Source organism: Streptomyces sp. NPDC040718, from assembly GCF_055593565.1.
Genome location: NZ_JBVIXO010000012.1, coordinates 101,022 through 116,216, shown reverse-complemented (window position 1 = coordinate 116,216; position 15,195 = coordinate 101,022). Strand labels below are relative to the sequence as shown.

Sequence of the window (15,195 nt, the reverse complement as noted above, 5' to 3'; positions counted from 1 at the left end):
CTACCCCCGCAGCGCCGCCAGCTGGGCCTCGAACCAGGCCGCCGGGGGGAGGGTCGTGGCGGCTGCGGCCAGGCGCTTCGTGCGTTCCGCGCGTTCCGCTTCCGGCATCGTGAGGGCCTCGTGGAGGGCTTCGGCCGTCGCCGTGACGTCGTACGGGCTGACCGTGAGGGCGTCCGCGCGGAGTTCCTCGTACGCGCCCGCCCCGGTGGACAGGACCAGGGCGCAGCCCGCCTCCGAGACGACCGGGATCTCCTTCGCGACGAGGTTCATGCCGTCCCGCACCGGGTTGATCAGTGCCACGTCGGCGAGGCGGTACGCGGCCAGGGAGCGGGCGAAGTCGTCCTGGACCGACACGAGGACCGGCTGCCAGTCGGCGGTACCGAACTCCGCGTTGATCTCCTCGGCCAGTTCGCGCACGGACTCGGTGTAGTCCCGGTACACCTTCAGGTCCTGCCGGGAGGGGTAGGCGGAGGCCAGGTGCACTACGCGGCCGCGCCACTCGGGGTGGACGGTGAGGAGCTCGCGGTAGGCGAGCAGCCCGCGCAGGATGTTCTTCGACAGTTCGGTGCGGTCGACGCGGACGATCGTCTTGCGGTCGCCGACCTCGGCCCGCAGCGCGGCCAGCTTGTCGTCGACCTCCGGCCGGTGGGCGAGCGACCGCAGGTCGTCGCCGTCCACCCCGAGGGGGTAGGCGGTCACCGTGGTGAACCGCTTCTCCCCGTACCGGCCGTCCGCCGTCATCCTGCGGTGGTTGACCCCGGGGTCGCTGTTCCGGGGGATGGACGGGTCCGCGATGCCGTGCTCGTCGTCGATGTGGGCGCCGGTGACGAAGTTGATCGCCCAGGCCTCCGTGTGGAACCCCAGCCGGTCCGCCCCCAGCATGCCCCGCACCAGCTGCTTCCTGATGTCGTCCGGGAGCATGCCCAGGAACTCCCACGACGCCCACGGCGTGTGCGTGAAGTGCGCGATCCGCAGGTCGGGGCGCAGTGCGCGGAGGGCCCCGGGGACCAGGGCGAGGTGGTAGTCCTGGACCAGGACGGACGCGCCCTCGGCGGCCTCCTCGGCCAGGGCTTCGGCGAAGGCCCGGTTGTAGGCGGTGTACGAGTCCCAGCGCCGTCGGAACTCCGCGTCGAAGACCGGCTGGCGCGGGACGTCGTACAGGTGGTGGTGGGTGAACCAGAGCACGGAGTTCGCGATGCCGTTGTACGCGTCGTCGTACACCGAGGGGTCGATGTCCAGCATCCGGACGCCCGGCTCGGAAACGCCGCGGCGGACCGCCTCCCGGTCGGCTTCGGAGAGGGCCGCGCAGACCCACAGGGCCTCCGGCTGTGCTGCGAGCGCCGCGGACAGGCCGGAGACGAGGCCGCCGCCGCCGCGCCGGGCGCTGAGGGTGCCGTCGGCGGCGAGGGCGTACGAGAGCGGGCCGCGGTTGGCGGCGACGAGTACCTGAGAAGCCATGCCGCGAACCTAGCCCGGGGCCCCCTCGCTCAAACGTCCGGGAAATGTCCGGTTCGTCACGTACTGGTCAAACCCCGGCGTTCCCGGGTCACGCCACGCGCCGTCCCGCGTACTCCTTGATCTCCGCCATCGGCGGCCGTTCCTCCGTGTCCACGGCGTACGTGCGCGGTACGAACCCGTCCGGTCCCCGCTCGAACTGCGTCAGCTCCGGCCGGACGAGGTGCCCGCGCGAGAGCCGCAGCTGCGCGGTGCGGTAGATCGCGGCGGCCATCCGGCCCAGCGCCTGCCCGTCCTGGTGCCGGTGCAGCCGGACCCCGACGTCCACCTGGGCCAGCGCGTCCAGCCCGACCGTGTGCAGCGCGTCCACGAGCAGGCCCAGCTCCACCCCGTACCCGACGGGGAAGGGCAGGCGCTCCAGCAGGGAGCGGCGTACGGCGTACTCGCCGCCCAGCGGCTGGACGAAGCCGGCCAGCTGGGGCCAGTGGAGGTTGAGGAGCGGGCGGGCCACCAGTTCGGTGACGCGGCCGCCCTGGCCGGGAGCGTCCCCGAGCGGGCGGTCGTACATCGCCTTGACGAACTGCACCTGCGGGTCGGTGAGCAGCGGCCCGACGATCCCGGAGACGAAGGCGGAGTCGAAGTCCCGCAGGTCGGCGTCCACGAAGCAGACGACGTCCCCGGTGGTGGCCAGCAGGGAGCGCCACAGCACCTCGCCCTTGCCGGGCAGGGCCGGGATCCGGGGCAGGATCGAGTCCCGGTGCACCACGCGGGCGCCGGCCTTCGCCGCGACCTCCGCCGTACGGTCGGTGGAGCCGGAGTCGACGACGACGAGCTCGTCCACCAGGGGGACGGGCGGGGCCTCGATCAGATCGCGCCGGACGATCTCGACGATCTCCCCGACGGTGGCCTCCTCGTCCAGCGCGGGCAGCACCACGCTCACCGTCGTCCCGGCCGCCCGTTTCCGGGCGAGCAGCTGGTCGAGCGGTCGGTCGGCGGCGGACCAGGAGCGGTCTGCCAGCCAGCGCTCCACCTCATCCAGCACTCTCAGCACTCCCTGGGCATCTTTCCGCGGGTTCCGCGGTCTCTACGGCACTCTGCGCCACTCGGCGGTTTTGGGCCGAATTGTGATCCATCTCGCGGTTCGGACGGCTGTCTCAACCACCCGTCCCTTCGGTTACAGTCTTGAACAACGCGAGAGACCACCGCATGCCGGGGGTCCCGCGCACAAACGCACCGGCGCGCCACAGAGCGCGTGTGTCCGGTGCCATACCGCTCATCCAGAGGGGCAGAGGGACACGGCCCGTTGAAGCCCCGGCAACCCTCCAGTCGGTTCTCGCCAGCGCGAGGCCCCGACTAGGGAAGGTGCCAATTCCGTCTCATGGCGAAGTGCGCCATGGGGAAGATGAGGAGAAAGGGCCTCGCCATCATGGCTGCACAGACCGTCGCCACCTCTGTCGACCTCGGACCCGCCACCGGACTTTCCTGTCGCGAGTGCGGTACCCGTTTCGAGCTCGGCCCCATCTTCGCCTGCGTCGAGTGCTTCGGGCCCCTGGAAGTCGCCTACGAGCTCCCGCTCGGCGACCCCGAGGCCCTGCGCGCCGCGATCGAGGCCGGCCCGAACAACATCTGGCGCTACGCGCCGCTGCTGCCCGTCCCGGTGGACGTGGCCTCCAAGCCGAGCCTGAACCCCGGCTTCACCAAGCTCGTGGACGCCGAGAACCTGGCCAAGGAGCTGGGCGTCACCGGCAAGCTCTACGTCAAGGACGACTCCGGCAACCCGACGCACTCCTTCAAGGACCGCGTCGTGGCCATCGCCGTCGAGGCCGCCCGCGCCTTCGGCTTCACCACCCTGTCGTGCTCCTCCACCGGCAACCTGGCCGGCGCCGTCGGCGCCGCGGCCGCCCGGGCCGGCTTCCGCTCCTGCGTGTTCATCCCGCACGACCTGGAGCAGGGCAAGGTCGTCATGGCCGGTGTCTACGGCGGTGACCTCGTCGGCATCGAGGGCAACTACGACGACGTCAACCGCTTCTGCTCCGAGCTCATCGGCGACCCGCTGGGCGAGGGCTGGGGCTTCGTCAACGTCAACCTGCGCCCCTACTACGGCGAGGGCTCGAAGACCCTGGCGTACGAGATCTGCGAGCAGCTCGGCTGGCAGCTGCCCGACCAGATCGTCATCCCGATCGCGTCCGGCTCCCAGCTGACGAAGATCGACAAGGGCCTCCAGGAGCTGATCAAGCTCGGCCTCGTCGAGGACAAGCCGTACAAGATCTTCGGCGCCCAGGCCGAGGGCTGCTCCCCGGTGTCCACGGCCTTCAAGGCCGGCCACGACGTGGTCCGCCCGCAGAAGCCGAACACCATCGCCAAGTCCCTGGCCATCGGCAACCCGGCGGACGGCCCGTACGTCCTGGACATCGCGCGGCGCACCGGCGGCTACGTCGAGGACGTCAACGACGAGCAGGTCGTCGAGGCCATCAAGATCCTGGCGCGCACCGAGGGCATCTTCGCCGAGACAGCGGGCGGCGTGACCGTCGGCGTGACGAAGAAGCTCATCGAGAACGGCCGGCTCGACCCGGCGCTGACGACGGTGGTCCTGAACACCGGTGACGGCCTCAAGACCCTGGAGGCGGTGGCCGCGGACAGCGGCCAGACCGCCACCATCCGCCCGAGCCTGGACGCGTTCCGCGCCGCCGGCCTGGCCTGACCCTTCCCCCTGACACATCCGGAAAGGCGGTAGCGCCATGAGCGTCAACGTCCGCATCCCCACCATCCTGCGCACCTACACCGGCGGCGCCGCCGAGGTCCCGGCCGAGGGCGCGACCCTCGCCGAGGTCATCGAGTCCCTGGAGAAGAACCACCCGGGCATCGCCGCGCGCGTCCTGGACGACCAGGGCAAGCTGCGCCGCTTCGTGAACGTCTACGTCAACGACGACGACGTGCGCTTCGAGGGCGGCCTGGAGGCGGCGACGCCGGACGGCGCCGGCGTCTCGATCATCCCCGCCGTCGCCGGAGGCTGACCAGACGGGCACAGTGTCGGCGGCTGCTGATCCGCGGCCGGATATCCGGCTGACGCGTTCAAATCAGAATTGCCCCCTCCGCTAAAAGCGGAGGGGGCAATTCTGCTTGATTGGGCGCGGTAGAGTTGGGGCAGTCCCCTCCGCTGTTCTTGCCCGCCGCATATGAGCGGGCCCACGGATGGTTGACATTGAGTCAACATGAGCGCGCCTTTTGGGCCTTTGGTGCGGCTTGTCTGGCCCGAGTTGCCCTGGAATATGCCAAGTTTTCACCCTATTTCCAGGTTTCCGTGTGTCCAGATTTCTCGTCGGATTGACCTGTTGCTGACAGCACCGGTGCGGATACATTCAGCCGCGGTCGAGGCGTTCCGGCGCAAGTTCTGACCCGGGACCGCGAAGTGCGGTCCCGCGCAAGGGCCAGTAATAGGGGAGTTAGGCATGGCTCAGGGCACCGTCAAGTGGTTCAACGCGGAGAAGGGCTACGGCTTCATCGCGGTCGACGGTGGTGCGGATGTGTTCGTCCACTACAGCGCCATCCAGATGGACGGATACCGCACCCTTGAAGAGGGTCAGCGGGTCGAGTTCGAGATCTCGCAGGGCCAGAAGGGTCCGCAGGCGGACATGGTCAAGCTCGCGGCCGGCTGAGTCGGAGCGAACGCGATCGGCCACCGACGCACGCACAGACGCATGAGGGGCCCACATCCCGGACAGGGATGTGGGCCCCTCATGCGTGTCGCCCCGCGTCACCGCCGCGCCGCCCGCGTGTTGCCCGAAGCCGCTTGCACTCGTGGGGGTCGAGTGCTAATCATTGGCGTTAGCACTCTCCCGGTGAGAGTGCTACTAAAACGAGGACCGGGCCGGTGAGGCCCGCAGGACCCGGCGGGACGGAACCGTCGGATCCGCAGGCCGTCCGTCGCGGGCGCGGGCGCGGTCCGGAGCAATCCACCCCTGTCCGGGAGGACCACTTCACATGGCCAAGATCATCGCGTTCAACGAGGAGGCCCGGCGCGGTCTCGAGCGTGGCATGAACCAGCTCGCCGACGCCGTCAAGGTCACCCTTGGCCCCAAGGGTCGCAACGTCGTCCTTGAGAAGAAGTGGGGCGCCCCCACGATCACCAACGACGGCGTCTCCATCGCCAAGGAGATCGAGCTCGAGGACCCGTACGAGAAGATCGGCGCCGAGCTGGTCAAGGAAGTCGCCAAGAAGACGGACGACGTCGCCGGTGACGGTACGACCACCGCGACCGTCCTCGCCCAGGCGCTCGTCCGCGAGGGCCTGCGCAACGTGGCCGCCGGCGCCAACCCGATGGCCCTCAAGCGCGGTATCGAGAAGGCCGTCGAGGCCGTCTCCGCCGCCCTGCTGGCCCAGGCCAAGGATGTCGAGACCAAGGAGCAGATCGCTTCCACGGCCTCCATCTCCGCCGCCGACACCCAGATCGGCGAGCTCATCGCCGAGGCCATGGACAAGGTCGGCAAGGAAGGCGTCATCACCGTCGAGGAGTCCCAGACCTTCGGTCTGGAGCTGGAGCTCACCGAGGGCATGCGCTTCGACAAGGGCTACATCTCGGCGTACTTCGCCACCGACATGGAGCGTATGGAGGCGTCCCTCGACGACCCGTACATCCTGATCGTCAACTCCAAGATCGGCTCGGTCAAGGACCTGCTGCCGCTCCTGGAGAAGGTCATGCAGTCCGGCAAGCCGCTGCTGATCATCGCCGAGGACGTCGAGGGCGAGGCCCTGTCGACCCTGGTCGTCAACAAGATCCGCGGCACCTTCAAGTCCGTCGCCGTCAAGGCCCCGGGCTTCGGCGACCGCCGCAAGGCCATGCTCGGCGACATCGCCATCCTCACGGGCGGCACGGTCATCTCCGAGGAGGTCGGCCTCAAGCTGGAGAACGCCGGTCTCGACCTGCTCGGCCGCGCCCGCAAGGTCGTCATCACCAAGGACGAGACCACCATCGTCGACGGTGCCGGTGACAGCGACCAGGTCCAGGGCCGCGTCAACCAGATCCGCGCCGAGATCGAGAACTCCGACTCGGACTACGACCGCGAGAAGCTCCAGGAGCGCCTCGCGAAGCTGGCCGGCGGCGTGGCCGTCATCAAGGCCGGTGCCGCGACCGAGGTCGAGCTCAAGGAGCGCAAGCACCGCATCGAGGACGCCGTTCGCAACGCGAAGGCGGCCGTCGAAGAGGGCATCGTCGCCGGCGGTGGCGTGGCCCTGCTCCAGGCCTCCTCGGTCTTCGAGAAGCTGGAGCTCACCGGTGACGAGGCGACCGGCGCCAACGCCGTGAAGCTCGCCCTGGAGGCCCCGCTCAAGCAGATCGCCGTCAACGGCGGTCTTGAGGGTGGCGTCGTCGTGGAGAAGGTGCGCAACCTCCCGATCGGTCACGGTCTGAACGCCGCGACCGGCGAGTACGTCGACATGATCGCCGAGGGCATCATCGACCCGGCGAAGGTCACGCGTTCCGCGCTGCAGAACGCCGCGTCCATCGCCGCGCTCTTCCTGACCACCGAGGCCGTCATCGCCGACAAGCCGGAGAAGGCCGCCGCCGCTCCGGGCGGCATGCCGGGCGGTGACATGGACTTCTGATCGGCCCCTGGCTGATCGGCTGTTCTCGAACGAGGGCGGCACCCCTTCCGGACGGAGGGGGTGCCGCCCTCGGGCGTTCCCGGGGGCGGGGGTGGCGCGGCGGGGAGTTTGGACTCCAGGCGTTTGCGGACCAGGGCCGCCGGGTGGTGGACCACGGGCGGCAGGCCTGCGGTGAGGGCGAGCCGGATGCGGTCGGGGGAGGCGCCCCGGGCCAGCCAGGGGACCAGGAGCGGGGCGAGGGCCGTGCAGTCGGCCTTGGAGAGCGCGAGGGCGGGGGCGGCGCGGCCGAGCGAGGCGAGGATGCCGAACGCGTCGGGGCCGACAGAGGCAGGGGCAGGAGCCGGGGCCACCTGCGGGGGTGGTGGCGGGGCGGTCGGTGCGGGGGAATCCCTCTGGGTGAACCGGCCCCACCAGGCTCCGTCGCGGGCCGTGCGGGAGAAGAACGTACGGGTGACCCAAGGGGGTTGGGGAGGGCGGTGGGTGGTGGTGGGCTCCGCCCACCACCCATTCCACAGACAGGGCGCTCGGACTGTCGGGGCTTGAGCCCCGGGGGCCGTGGCCGCCCGGGGAATGGGATGTATCGGCGCCGTGGAGCCGGGTCTGTTTGACTCGGGGCATGAGCGAAAGCAGCGAGCGCAGGGCACTCTTCGTCAAGATCTGCGGACTGAAGACCCCGCACGACGTCGACGTGGCGGTGGAGGCCGGAGCCGACGCCGTCGGGTTCGTACTCGCCCCCGGCAGCCCCCGCACCATCGGCGCCGCCGAGGCGCGGGTACTGGCCGCGCGGGTGCCGGACGGGGTGCTGACCGTCGGGGTGTTCCGCGGACAGCCCCTGGAGGAGGTGCGCCGGCTCGCCGAGGAGAGCGGCGTGCGCGGCGTACAGCTGCACGGCGACGAGCCCGCCGACTACTACGCGCGCCTGCGCGCCCCCGGGCGCACCCTGCTGCGCGCCACCGCCGAGCACGTGGCACGCTGCGGCGAGTACGGGGAGGACCTGCTCCTCATCGACGCCCCCGACCCCGGCTCCGGCAAGCCCTGGAACTGGGGATCCGCGCAGTTCACGGCACCCGAAGGGCAGTGGCTGCTGGCCGGCGGGCTCGGCCCGGCCAACGTCCGCGAGGCCGCCGCCGCCACCCGCGCCTGGGGCGTGGACGTCTCCAGCGGGGTCGAGCGGGAACGCGGGGTGAAGGACCCCGAGCTGATCCGGGCCTTCATCGAAGCCGCGCGATCGTATGATTACTCTGGGTGAGAACGGGGGGTTGGCGGCGGGCCCCTCGGGCACAACCGCCGCATGGACCCGGAAACGTATGGCTGGCTGCGGCGCCTGACCCGCCGCCTCGCCCCCACGGGCGGCGGCGGGGGGCTGCTGCCCGTGTTCACCCCGCGCCGCACCCCCGTCTTCACCGCCGACTTCACCTCCACCACCCAATGGGTGGCCGGCCGCTCCTGGGCCTATCCCGACGGCGGCCCCGTCAACCCCGGCGACAACAAGCTCGACCACCTCACCGCCGACCCCGCCTACAGCCGCTCCGGCACCTTCCGCGCGACCCTGCGCCCCGACGGGAACTGGGACGCGGGGCTGCTCACCACCGAGGGCAGTGACGAGGGCTTCGAAGTCCGCACCGGCGACGTGCTGGAGGCCCGCGTCCGGCTGCCGGAGGAGACCGGCGCCTGGCCCGCCATCTGGACCTGGCGGGACGGCGGCCAGGAGATCGACGTCTTCGAGTACCACCCCGACAACCCCGACCTGCTGGAGCTGTCCAACCACGTCCGCGAGGCCCACCGCTACCTCCGCGACCCCACCGTCCACCCCGGCGCGTGGCTCGACCTGAAGGTGGAGTTCGGCCGCAGGTCCGTCGTCTGGTGGGTGAACGGCCTGCGCGTCTACTCCGACGGCCGCGGCGTCGGCCGCGGCTGGCACGCCTACCTCATCGTCAACCTGTCGGTCTCCGCCGGCCGCTACCACCCCGCCCCCGGCCCGGGGCTCACCGAGATGTCGTACGAGGTGTCGCAACTGCGCGTCCACCGGGCGTAGTACCGCCCGGGCCCCGTGCCGCTGGGCCCGCTGGGGAGCCGCTTCACGTTCCGGGCGGGTCCGCCGGGCTCCTACGTCTTCGTCAACCTGGACGCCGACGACGCACTGTTCCCGACGTCCGAGGTCATGCCCGTCTGGGGCTGGTGACCCGGGGCTCGGACGGTCCGGGCGGGCCGGGGGGCCGGTTGAAGGCCGCGCTCATGATCGCCACTCTGTGTGCCGGACCCCAACACCCGCAAGAGAGGCGACACGTCATGATGCTCACCCCGCAGGAGCGGATGCGGGCGGCCGAGGAGGCCGTACGGCAGTTGAAGGACGCCCTCCACGGGGTGGGAGTGGTCTTCCCGTCCCTGGACGTCGAGCGGGTGTCGGCCGCCGGGTCGTACGGGCTGCCGCTCGTCGACCTGGGGCGCTGCAACATCGACACCGCGCTGCGGCTGGCCGCCGTACTGCGCGGACGCAAGGGCGGCTGATCAGGCCGGTACCGGCTCCTTCGCCGCGGCGGGGCCTGCGGGGCCGGGCGGGGCGGCGGCTCCCGCGTCGGTGTCCAGGTCGGCCAGCATCCGCTTCGTGAAGCCGAAGAAGTACGTCGCGGCGAAGCCGGCCAGGTACCCCACCGCGAGGCCGCCCGCGTAGACGGCGACGGTCACTCCCATGCCCGACGTACCGTCCAGCAGCGGGAACAGCGCCCAGCCCGACGGGCCGATGGCCGTCGAGCCGAAGGCCACGCCCAGCTGGTTGCACAGCCCGACGAAGGCCCCGCCCGCCGCGCCGCCGACGCAGGCGGTGACGAACGGGCGGCCCAGCGGCAGGGAGACCCCGTAGATCAGCGGCTCGCCCACGCCCAGGAAGCCGGCCGGGAGCGCGGACTTGATGGTGGTGCGGACGGAGCCGTTGCGCGGGAGGCGGCAGTAGACGGCGAGGGCCGCACCGACCTGGCCCGCGCCCGCCATGGCGAGGATCGGCAGCAGCACGGTGTAGCCGGACTGCTCGATGAGGGTGGTGTGGATGGGGATCAGCGCCTGGTGCAGCCCCAGCATCACCAGCGGCAGGAACAGCCCGCCGAGGACCAGTCCGGCGACGGCCCCGCCGGCGGCCAGCAGCCAGTTCGCGAAGGCGCCGATCGCGGCGGCGGCCTCACCGGCGAGGAACATCAGCCCGAAGAGGGTGACGAGCCCGGTGACGAGGACCGTGAGGGTCGGGGTGACCAGCACGTCCAGCGTTTCGGGCACCCAGCGCCGGCACCACCGCTCCACGTGCACGGCGAGCAGGGCCGCCGCCAGCGCACCGAGGACCCCGCCCTGGCCGGGGGAGAGGTGCTCGCCGAAGGCGTCGATCCTGGCCACCCCCGGGAAGACGATCACCGCGGCGACGGCCCCGCCGAGGACCGGGGTGCCCCCGAACTCCTTGGCGGTGTTGTAGCCGACGAAGACGGCGATCAGCGACATGAAGCCGGACCCGATCGCGGCGAGGGCCGGCACGATGGCCGGGGCCCAGCCGAGGTTGGTGAGCAGGCCGTTCAGGCCCGCGATGATCCCGCAGCCGATCAGGGCGGGGATGAGCGGGACGAAGACGTTCGCGATGCGGCGCAGGAACAGCTTGAACGGGGTGGCGTTCCGCGCCTTCCGCGCCTCCTTCAGCGCGGCGCCCCGCTCGGCGAGGTCCCCGGCGGTGACGCCGGCGGGCTGTGCGGCCGGGGTACGGCCCTGCTCCACCAGCGCCTCGAACTCGGGCGTGACCCGGGCGACGGCGCCCGGCCCCAGCACGATCTGGTACGTGTCGTCCTCGACCACGCCCAGCACCCCGGGCACGGCCCGCAGGGCCGCGTCGTCGACGAGGGAGCGGTCGCGCAGGCCGATCCGCAGGCGGGTCATGCAGTGCGCGACGGAGCCGATGTTGTCCGGGCCGCCGACCAGGGGGAGGATCGCGGCGGCGGTGGCGCGGTTCTTGTCAGTGGACATGTACTCGCCTTGTGTGGGGGATGGCTGGCGGTCCTACCGGGCTTGGGCTTGGGCGAGGGCGTCGCGGAGGTGTCCGCCCGCCCCGGCGAGCAGGCGTGCGGCCCCGGGGCCGTCGACCCCGCCGAGCACGACGAGGACGGCGTCCTTCACCTCGCCGCCCGTCGCCGCGAGCGCCGCCTCGATCTCCGCGTCGGGCGCGCCCGTGGCCAGCGCGACGATGCGGCGGGCGCGGGCGCGCAGCTTCTCGTTGGAGGCCCGTACGTCGACCATGAGGTTCCCGTACGTCTTGCCGAGGCGGATCATCGTGACCGTCGAGATCAGGTTCAGTACGAGCTTCTGCGCCGTGCCGGCCTTCAGCCGGGTCGAGCCGGTGAGCAGCTCGGGCCCGACGACCACCTCGATGCCGTGCTCGGCGGCCGCGGCGAGGGCGGATCCGGCGTTGCAGGACAGGCCGACGGTGAGCGCGCCCCGCGTACGGGCGAACTCGACCGCGCCGACCGCGTACGGGGTGCGGCCGGAGGCGGAGACACCGACCACGGTGTCGTCGCGGGTCAGGCCGAGGGCGGCGAGGTCGGCGGCGGCCAGCTCCCGCGAGTCCTCGGCGCCCTCGACGGCCCGCAGCACGGCCTCGGGGCCGCCCGCGATCAGGCCGACGACCTGCGCCGGGTCGGTGTTGAAGGTGGGCGGGCACTCGCTGGCGTCCAGCACCCCGAGCCGCCCGGCGGTACCGGCGCCCGCGTAGACCAGCCGGCCGCCGCGGGCCATCCGCTCCGCGATCGCGTCGACGGCGGCGGCGATCGGCTCCAGCTGGGCGGCGACGGCGGCGGGGACGGTGGCGTCCTCGGCGTTCATGACGCGGACGATCTCCAGCGTGGGGAGCCGGTCGATCTCCGCGAGCTCGGGCCGGAAGGCCTCGGTGGTCAGCGTTTCGAGCTGCGCGCGGAGGGCGGCGTACGCGGTGGTGCGGTTCTCGCTCACGGCTGGAACCTATTTTCCGGCGGGGCCGGGGGCAAGAAGGCACGCCCCCGGCCCCCGGTGCCACAGAGCCTGAATGGTGGAAATCGGAGCAAAATATACGCAAAGGGACTCTTCGTCTGGTGGCAGGTCCGGGTTCACAATGAGCCCATGGACCACGCGACCCCCCTGGAACAGGCGCTTCATGTCGCCCGTGCGCTCGTTCTCGCCGACCTCGCCGCCGGTGAGGTCGCCGATGCCGATGTCGTATCCCTCGTCGAGGACTCGGTCACGCACCGCCGGTGGTGGGTGGAGCAGTGGCCGGAGGGAGTCGACTACCTCGCCGGACTCGTCGCGCAGGACGTGAAGGACGCCCTGCTGGAGAAGTACGGGCGCTGGCCGCTGTGCCCCGTCTGCGCGCACGGGGATCCGCACGCGCTGGACGTGGAACCGGAGCTGGGGCCCGACCCGCACTGGGTGTGCTCGGAGGCCGGGGTGAGGGTCGCGGCCGTCGGCGGTCTCGGCCCCGTCTTCCACCCGGGCCGGTGAGCCGCCCGTGACGGTGTACATCGACCCGCCGGTCTGGCCGGGCCACGGCCGCCTGTGGTCGCACCTGGTCAGCGACGTCTCGTACGAGGAGCTGCACGCCTTCGCGGCGGGCATCGGCTGCCCGCCGCGCGCCTTCGAGCGGGACCACTACGACGTGCCCTCGCACCGCTACGCGGACGCGGTCGCGGCGGGGGCGGTGGAGATAGGCAGCAAGGAACTGGTCCGCCGTCTCACCGAGGCGGGCCTGAGACGGCCGAAACATCGCCCGCCTGTGGCCTGAATGCCCGTCGGACGTGGCGCGCTTCGCCCAGCAGGTCTTCCTGGTGGACGCCTGCGCGAGGTTCATCGAGCACCGTCGGCGGGAGGACACCCCCGGACCCGCGCAGGCGGCCTTTCCGGCCGGGCGGCGGGAGACGGTCACTCAGTTCACGCTGTTCGCGGCGGCGGCCGGGCAGGTCGCGGGCCAGGGGAGGACGGACGCCGGGGCAGGTGAGTTCTCGACGGTCGTCACGGGCTGGCTGGAGGAGCACTCGCCGGACCTCGACCCGGACCTCAACGCGCTGGTGGGCCACGTCAAGGACCAGTTCACGCCGCAGGAGGGCCGGTCCCGGGGGCGGGCACAGACCCCGGTGACCCTGCTGGTCCAGCCGCTGGGCGGCAGCGCGGAGGTGATCGCCCCGGCCAAGGCCCCCCGTCCGAAGCCGGCCCGCGCGGCGGGCAGCGGCGGGAGCGGCCTCCGGGCCGGCGTCCTGGCCGGGGGCGGGGCGCTGGTGCTGGTGGCGATGGTCGCGATCGTGGCGATGTTCCTGCACCGGCCCGGCGGGGACGGTCAGCGGGACCGGACCGCCGCCGAGGCAGCGCCGGCGGCGTCGGGGAAGGGAGTCCTCGCCCCGCCGCCCGCGCCCCCGTCGACCTCGGCCTCCGCGTCGCCGTCCCCCTCGGCCCCGACGGCCTCCGCGTCGGCCCCGCAGAAGGCGGCGGCGTCACCGCCGGCGAACCCCACTGGGGAGCAGTGCGGGGGCGGACACACGACGTCCAACGTCGCGGACGTCAAGGAGACGGTCTGCTTCGCGAAAGTCGGCGGGCGGATCATCATGGTGGGCTACGTGGAGACGACCACCGCCTCGAAGGACGTATCGCTGGGCCTCTGGCTGACCGGGCCGGACAACACCTATGAGTTCCCGTCCGGGGGGCCCGCGACGCGGACCTTCCGGGCAACGGGCGAACCGCAGCGGTTCGAGGTACCGGTCGCCGGCCCGCTCAAGGCCGGCCGCTACGAAGTCCACGTCACCACCACCGCGGTGGGACAGAGCGTGCAGTACCTGATGAAGGACCCGATGCGCGGCCACTCGATGCCGTTCACGTACCCCTGACGCTGTCCACGGGCACCCGACGGTCGCCCGACCCGGCGACGACCCGGGTCGCACCGGCCGAGGTACGCCGCTCCAGGCGGAGGGCGATGGCCGTCAGGCCGATCGCGGTGACGGTCATGGCCGCGCCCGCCCACGCCGGGGAGGAGAAGCCGAAGCCGGCGTCGATGACCGTGCCGCCGAGCCAGGGGCCGCCGGTGTTGCCGAGGTTGAACGCGGCGGTGGTGGTGGCCCCGGCGAGGGTGGGGGCGGCTCCGGCGACGTTGAACATCCGGGCGTTCAGGGCCGGCGCGGTGAAGAACGCCGAGACGCCGAGCAGGAACGACAGGGCGATCGCGGCGGCCGCGCTGGAGGCCAGCACGGTGAGGGCGCCGAGGAACACCGTCGAGGCGGTGATGCCCCAGAGCATCACCCCGAACAGGTGCGCGTCGGCGATCCGCCCGCCGACGGTGGTGCCGATCAGCGCGCCGACGCCGAACAGGCCCAGGATCCACGGCACCCACTTCGAGTCCAGTCCGGCCACGTCCGTGAGAAGCGGCGACAGGTAGCTGAAGGCGCAGAAGACGCCGCCGGCGGCCAGGGCCGTGACGCCGATGGACAGCCACACCTGGCGGTCCCGGTAGATGCGCAGCTCGCGGCCGAGGCGGGGCTTCTCGTCGGGCAGCGGGATCTTCGGGATCAGCGCCAGGATGCCTGCGAGGGCGATGGCGGAGGCCGCTCCGACCGACCAGAAGGCGGCGCGCCAGCCGAGGTGCTCGCCGAGGAAGGCGCCGGCCGGGACGCCGAGGACGTTGGCGATGGACAGCCCGCCGATCATGACGGACATGGCGCGGGCCCGCTGGTCCTTGTCGACCATGGCGATGGCGACGGCCGCGCCGACGGCCCAGAAGCCGGCGCAGGCGAGGGCCGACACCACGCGGGAGGCGAAGAGGAGCTCGTACGAGGGTGCCAGCGCGCCCGCCACCTGGCCGAGGCCGAAGAGGCTGATGAGGGCGATGAGGGTGGTGCGGCGCGGGAGGCGCAGGGTGGCGACGGCCAGCAGCGGCGCCCCGACGACCATGCCGATCGCGAACGCGGATATCAGCAGGCCCGCCTGCGGGATCGTGACGCCCATGTCCTCGGCGATGGGCGGGAGCAGGCCGGACAGCATGAATTCGCTGGTGCCGAGCGCGAAGACGGACAGGCCGAGGACGTAGACGGCCACGGGCATGCGGGACGCGGATCTTGCGGAGGCTGCGGGCATGTTCTACCCGAACCGCCTCGAAGTGGG

Annotated in this window: 16 protein-coding genes and 1 riboswitch; of the genes, 11 read left to right on the top strand and 5 right to left on the bottom strand. The window is 72.0% G+C overall.

Annotation, left to right across the window (positions count from 1 at the left end):
- Positions 1-1,458 carry an alpha,alpha-trehalose-phosphate synthase (UDP-forming) gene (locus ACZ597_RS26740; RefSeq protein WP_471334946.1) on the bottom strand — a complete coding sequence of 486 codons (1,458 nt, stop codon included), beginning with the start codon at positions 1,456-1,458 and terminating at the stop codon, positions 1-3.
- Positions 1,459-1,546: 88 nt separating this feature from the next.
- The gene (locus ACZ597_RS26735) at positions 1,547-2,497 is read right to left on the bottom strand and encodes a glucosyl-3-phosphoglycerate synthase (protein WP_471334943.1); all 951 of its coding nucleotides are present in this window, start codon (positions 2,495-2,497) and stop codon (positions 1,547-1,549) included.
- 228 nt (positions 2,498-2,725) lie between these two features.
- Positions 2,726-2,864, top strand: a riboswitch (SAM riboswitch).
- Between the two features lie 17 nt (positions 2,865-2,881).
- Between ACZ597_RS26735 and thrC the strand changes: the two genes are divergently transcribed.
- From thrC to ACZ597_RS26695, 8 genes are all read left to right on the top strand, one after another.
- Positions 2,882-4,156 (top strand): threonine synthase, encoded by a 1,275-nt coding sequence (gene thrC / locus ACZ597_RS26730; protein WP_471334940.1) that lies wholly within the window; start codon positions 2,882-2,884, stop codon positions 4,154-4,156.
- A gap of 37 nt (positions 4,157-4,193) precedes the next feature.
- Complete coding sequence (locus ACZ597_RS26725) at positions 4,194-4,469, top strand: MoaD/ThiS family protein (RefSeq protein ID WP_366480242.1); 276 nt, start codon at positions 4,194-4,196, stop codon at positions 4,467-4,469.
- A gap of 435 nt (positions 4,470-4,904) precedes the next feature.
- A complete protein-coding gene (locus ACZ597_RS26720) occupies positions 4,905-5,111 on the top strand; it encodes a cold-shock protein (RefSeq protein WP_008743607.1) in 207 nt (68 codons plus the stop codon).
- 325 nt (positions 5,112-5,436) lie between these two features.
- Complete coding sequence (groL, locus tag ACZ597_RS26715) at positions 5,437-7,056, top strand: chaperonin GroEL (protein ID WP_388942354.1); 1,620 nt, start codon at positions 5,437-5,439, stop codon at positions 7,054-7,056.
- Between the two features lie 616 nt (positions 7,057-7,672).
- Entirely contained in the window at positions 7,673-8,305 is a 633-nt protein-coding gene (locus ACZ597_RS26710; protein ID WP_471334937.1) for a phosphoribosylanthranilate isomerase, read from the top strand.
- Between the two features lie 42 nt (positions 8,306-8,347).
- Entirely contained in the window at positions 8,348-9,091 is a 744-nt protein-coding gene (locus ACZ597_RS26705; RefSeq protein WP_471334935.1) for a LamG domain-containing protein, read from the top strand.
- Between the two features lie 15 nt (positions 9,092-9,106).
- A complete protein-coding gene (locus ACZ597_RS26700; RefSeq protein ID WP_471334932.1) occupies positions 9,107-9,238 on the top strand; it encodes a hypothetical protein in 132 nt (43 codons plus the stop codon).
- Between the two features lie 107 nt (positions 9,239-9,345).
- A complete protein-coding gene (locus tag ACZ597_RS26695) occupies positions 9,346-9,564 on the top strand; it encodes a hypothetical protein (RefSeq protein WP_471334929.1) in 219 nt (72 codons plus the stop codon).
- Here the strand turns inward: ACZ597_RS26695 and ACZ597_RS26690 are convergent, their stop codons facing one another.
- Positions 9,565-11,052 (bottom strand): PTS transporter subunit EIIC, encoded by a 1,488-nt coding sequence (locus ACZ597_RS26690; protein WP_471334926.1) that lies wholly within the window; start codon positions 11,050-11,052, stop codon positions 9,565-9,567.
- A gap of 33 nt (positions 11,053-11,085) precedes the next feature.
- Complete coding sequence (murQ, locus tag ACZ597_RS26685) at positions 11,086-12,030, bottom strand: N-acetylmuramic acid 6-phosphate etherase (RefSeq protein WP_471334923.1); 945 nt, start codon at positions 12,028-12,030, stop codon at positions 11,086-11,088.
- 147 nt (positions 12,031-12,177) lie between these two features.
- On the opposite strand from murQ, the gene ACZ597_RS26680 reads away from it, so the two are divergent.
- From ACZ597_RS26680 to ACZ597_RS26670, 3 genes are read left to right on the top strand one after another with little or no spacing between them, the layout of a single operon-like run.
- The gene (locus ACZ597_RS26680) at positions 12,178-12,555 is read left to right on the top strand and encodes a hypothetical protein (protein ID WP_125604175.1); all 378 of its coding nucleotides are present in this window, start codon (positions 12,178-12,180) and stop codon (positions 12,553-12,555) included.
- Positions 12,556-12,562: 7 nt separating this feature from the next.
- A complete protein-coding gene (locus ACZ597_RS26675) occupies positions 12,563-12,835 on the top strand; it encodes a DUF4031 domain-containing protein (protein WP_469426720.1) in 273 nt (90 codons plus the stop codon).
- 13 nt (positions 12,836-12,848) lie between these two features.
- A complete protein-coding gene (locus ACZ597_RS26670; protein WP_471334920.1) occupies positions 12,849-13,928 on the top strand; it encodes a hypothetical protein in 1,080 nt (359 codons plus the stop codon).
- Here the strand turns inward: ACZ597_RS26670 and ACZ597_RS26665 are convergent.
- Entirely contained in the window at positions 13,915-15,135 is a 1,221-nt protein-coding gene (locus ACZ597_RS26665; protein ID WP_471334917.1) for a Cmx/CmrA family chloramphenicol efflux MFS transporter, read from the bottom strand. The two genes, ACZ597_RS26670 and ACZ597_RS26665, sit on opposite strands and share 14 nt — an antisense overlap.
- Between the last annotated feature and the right edge of the window lie 60 nt (positions 15,136-15,195).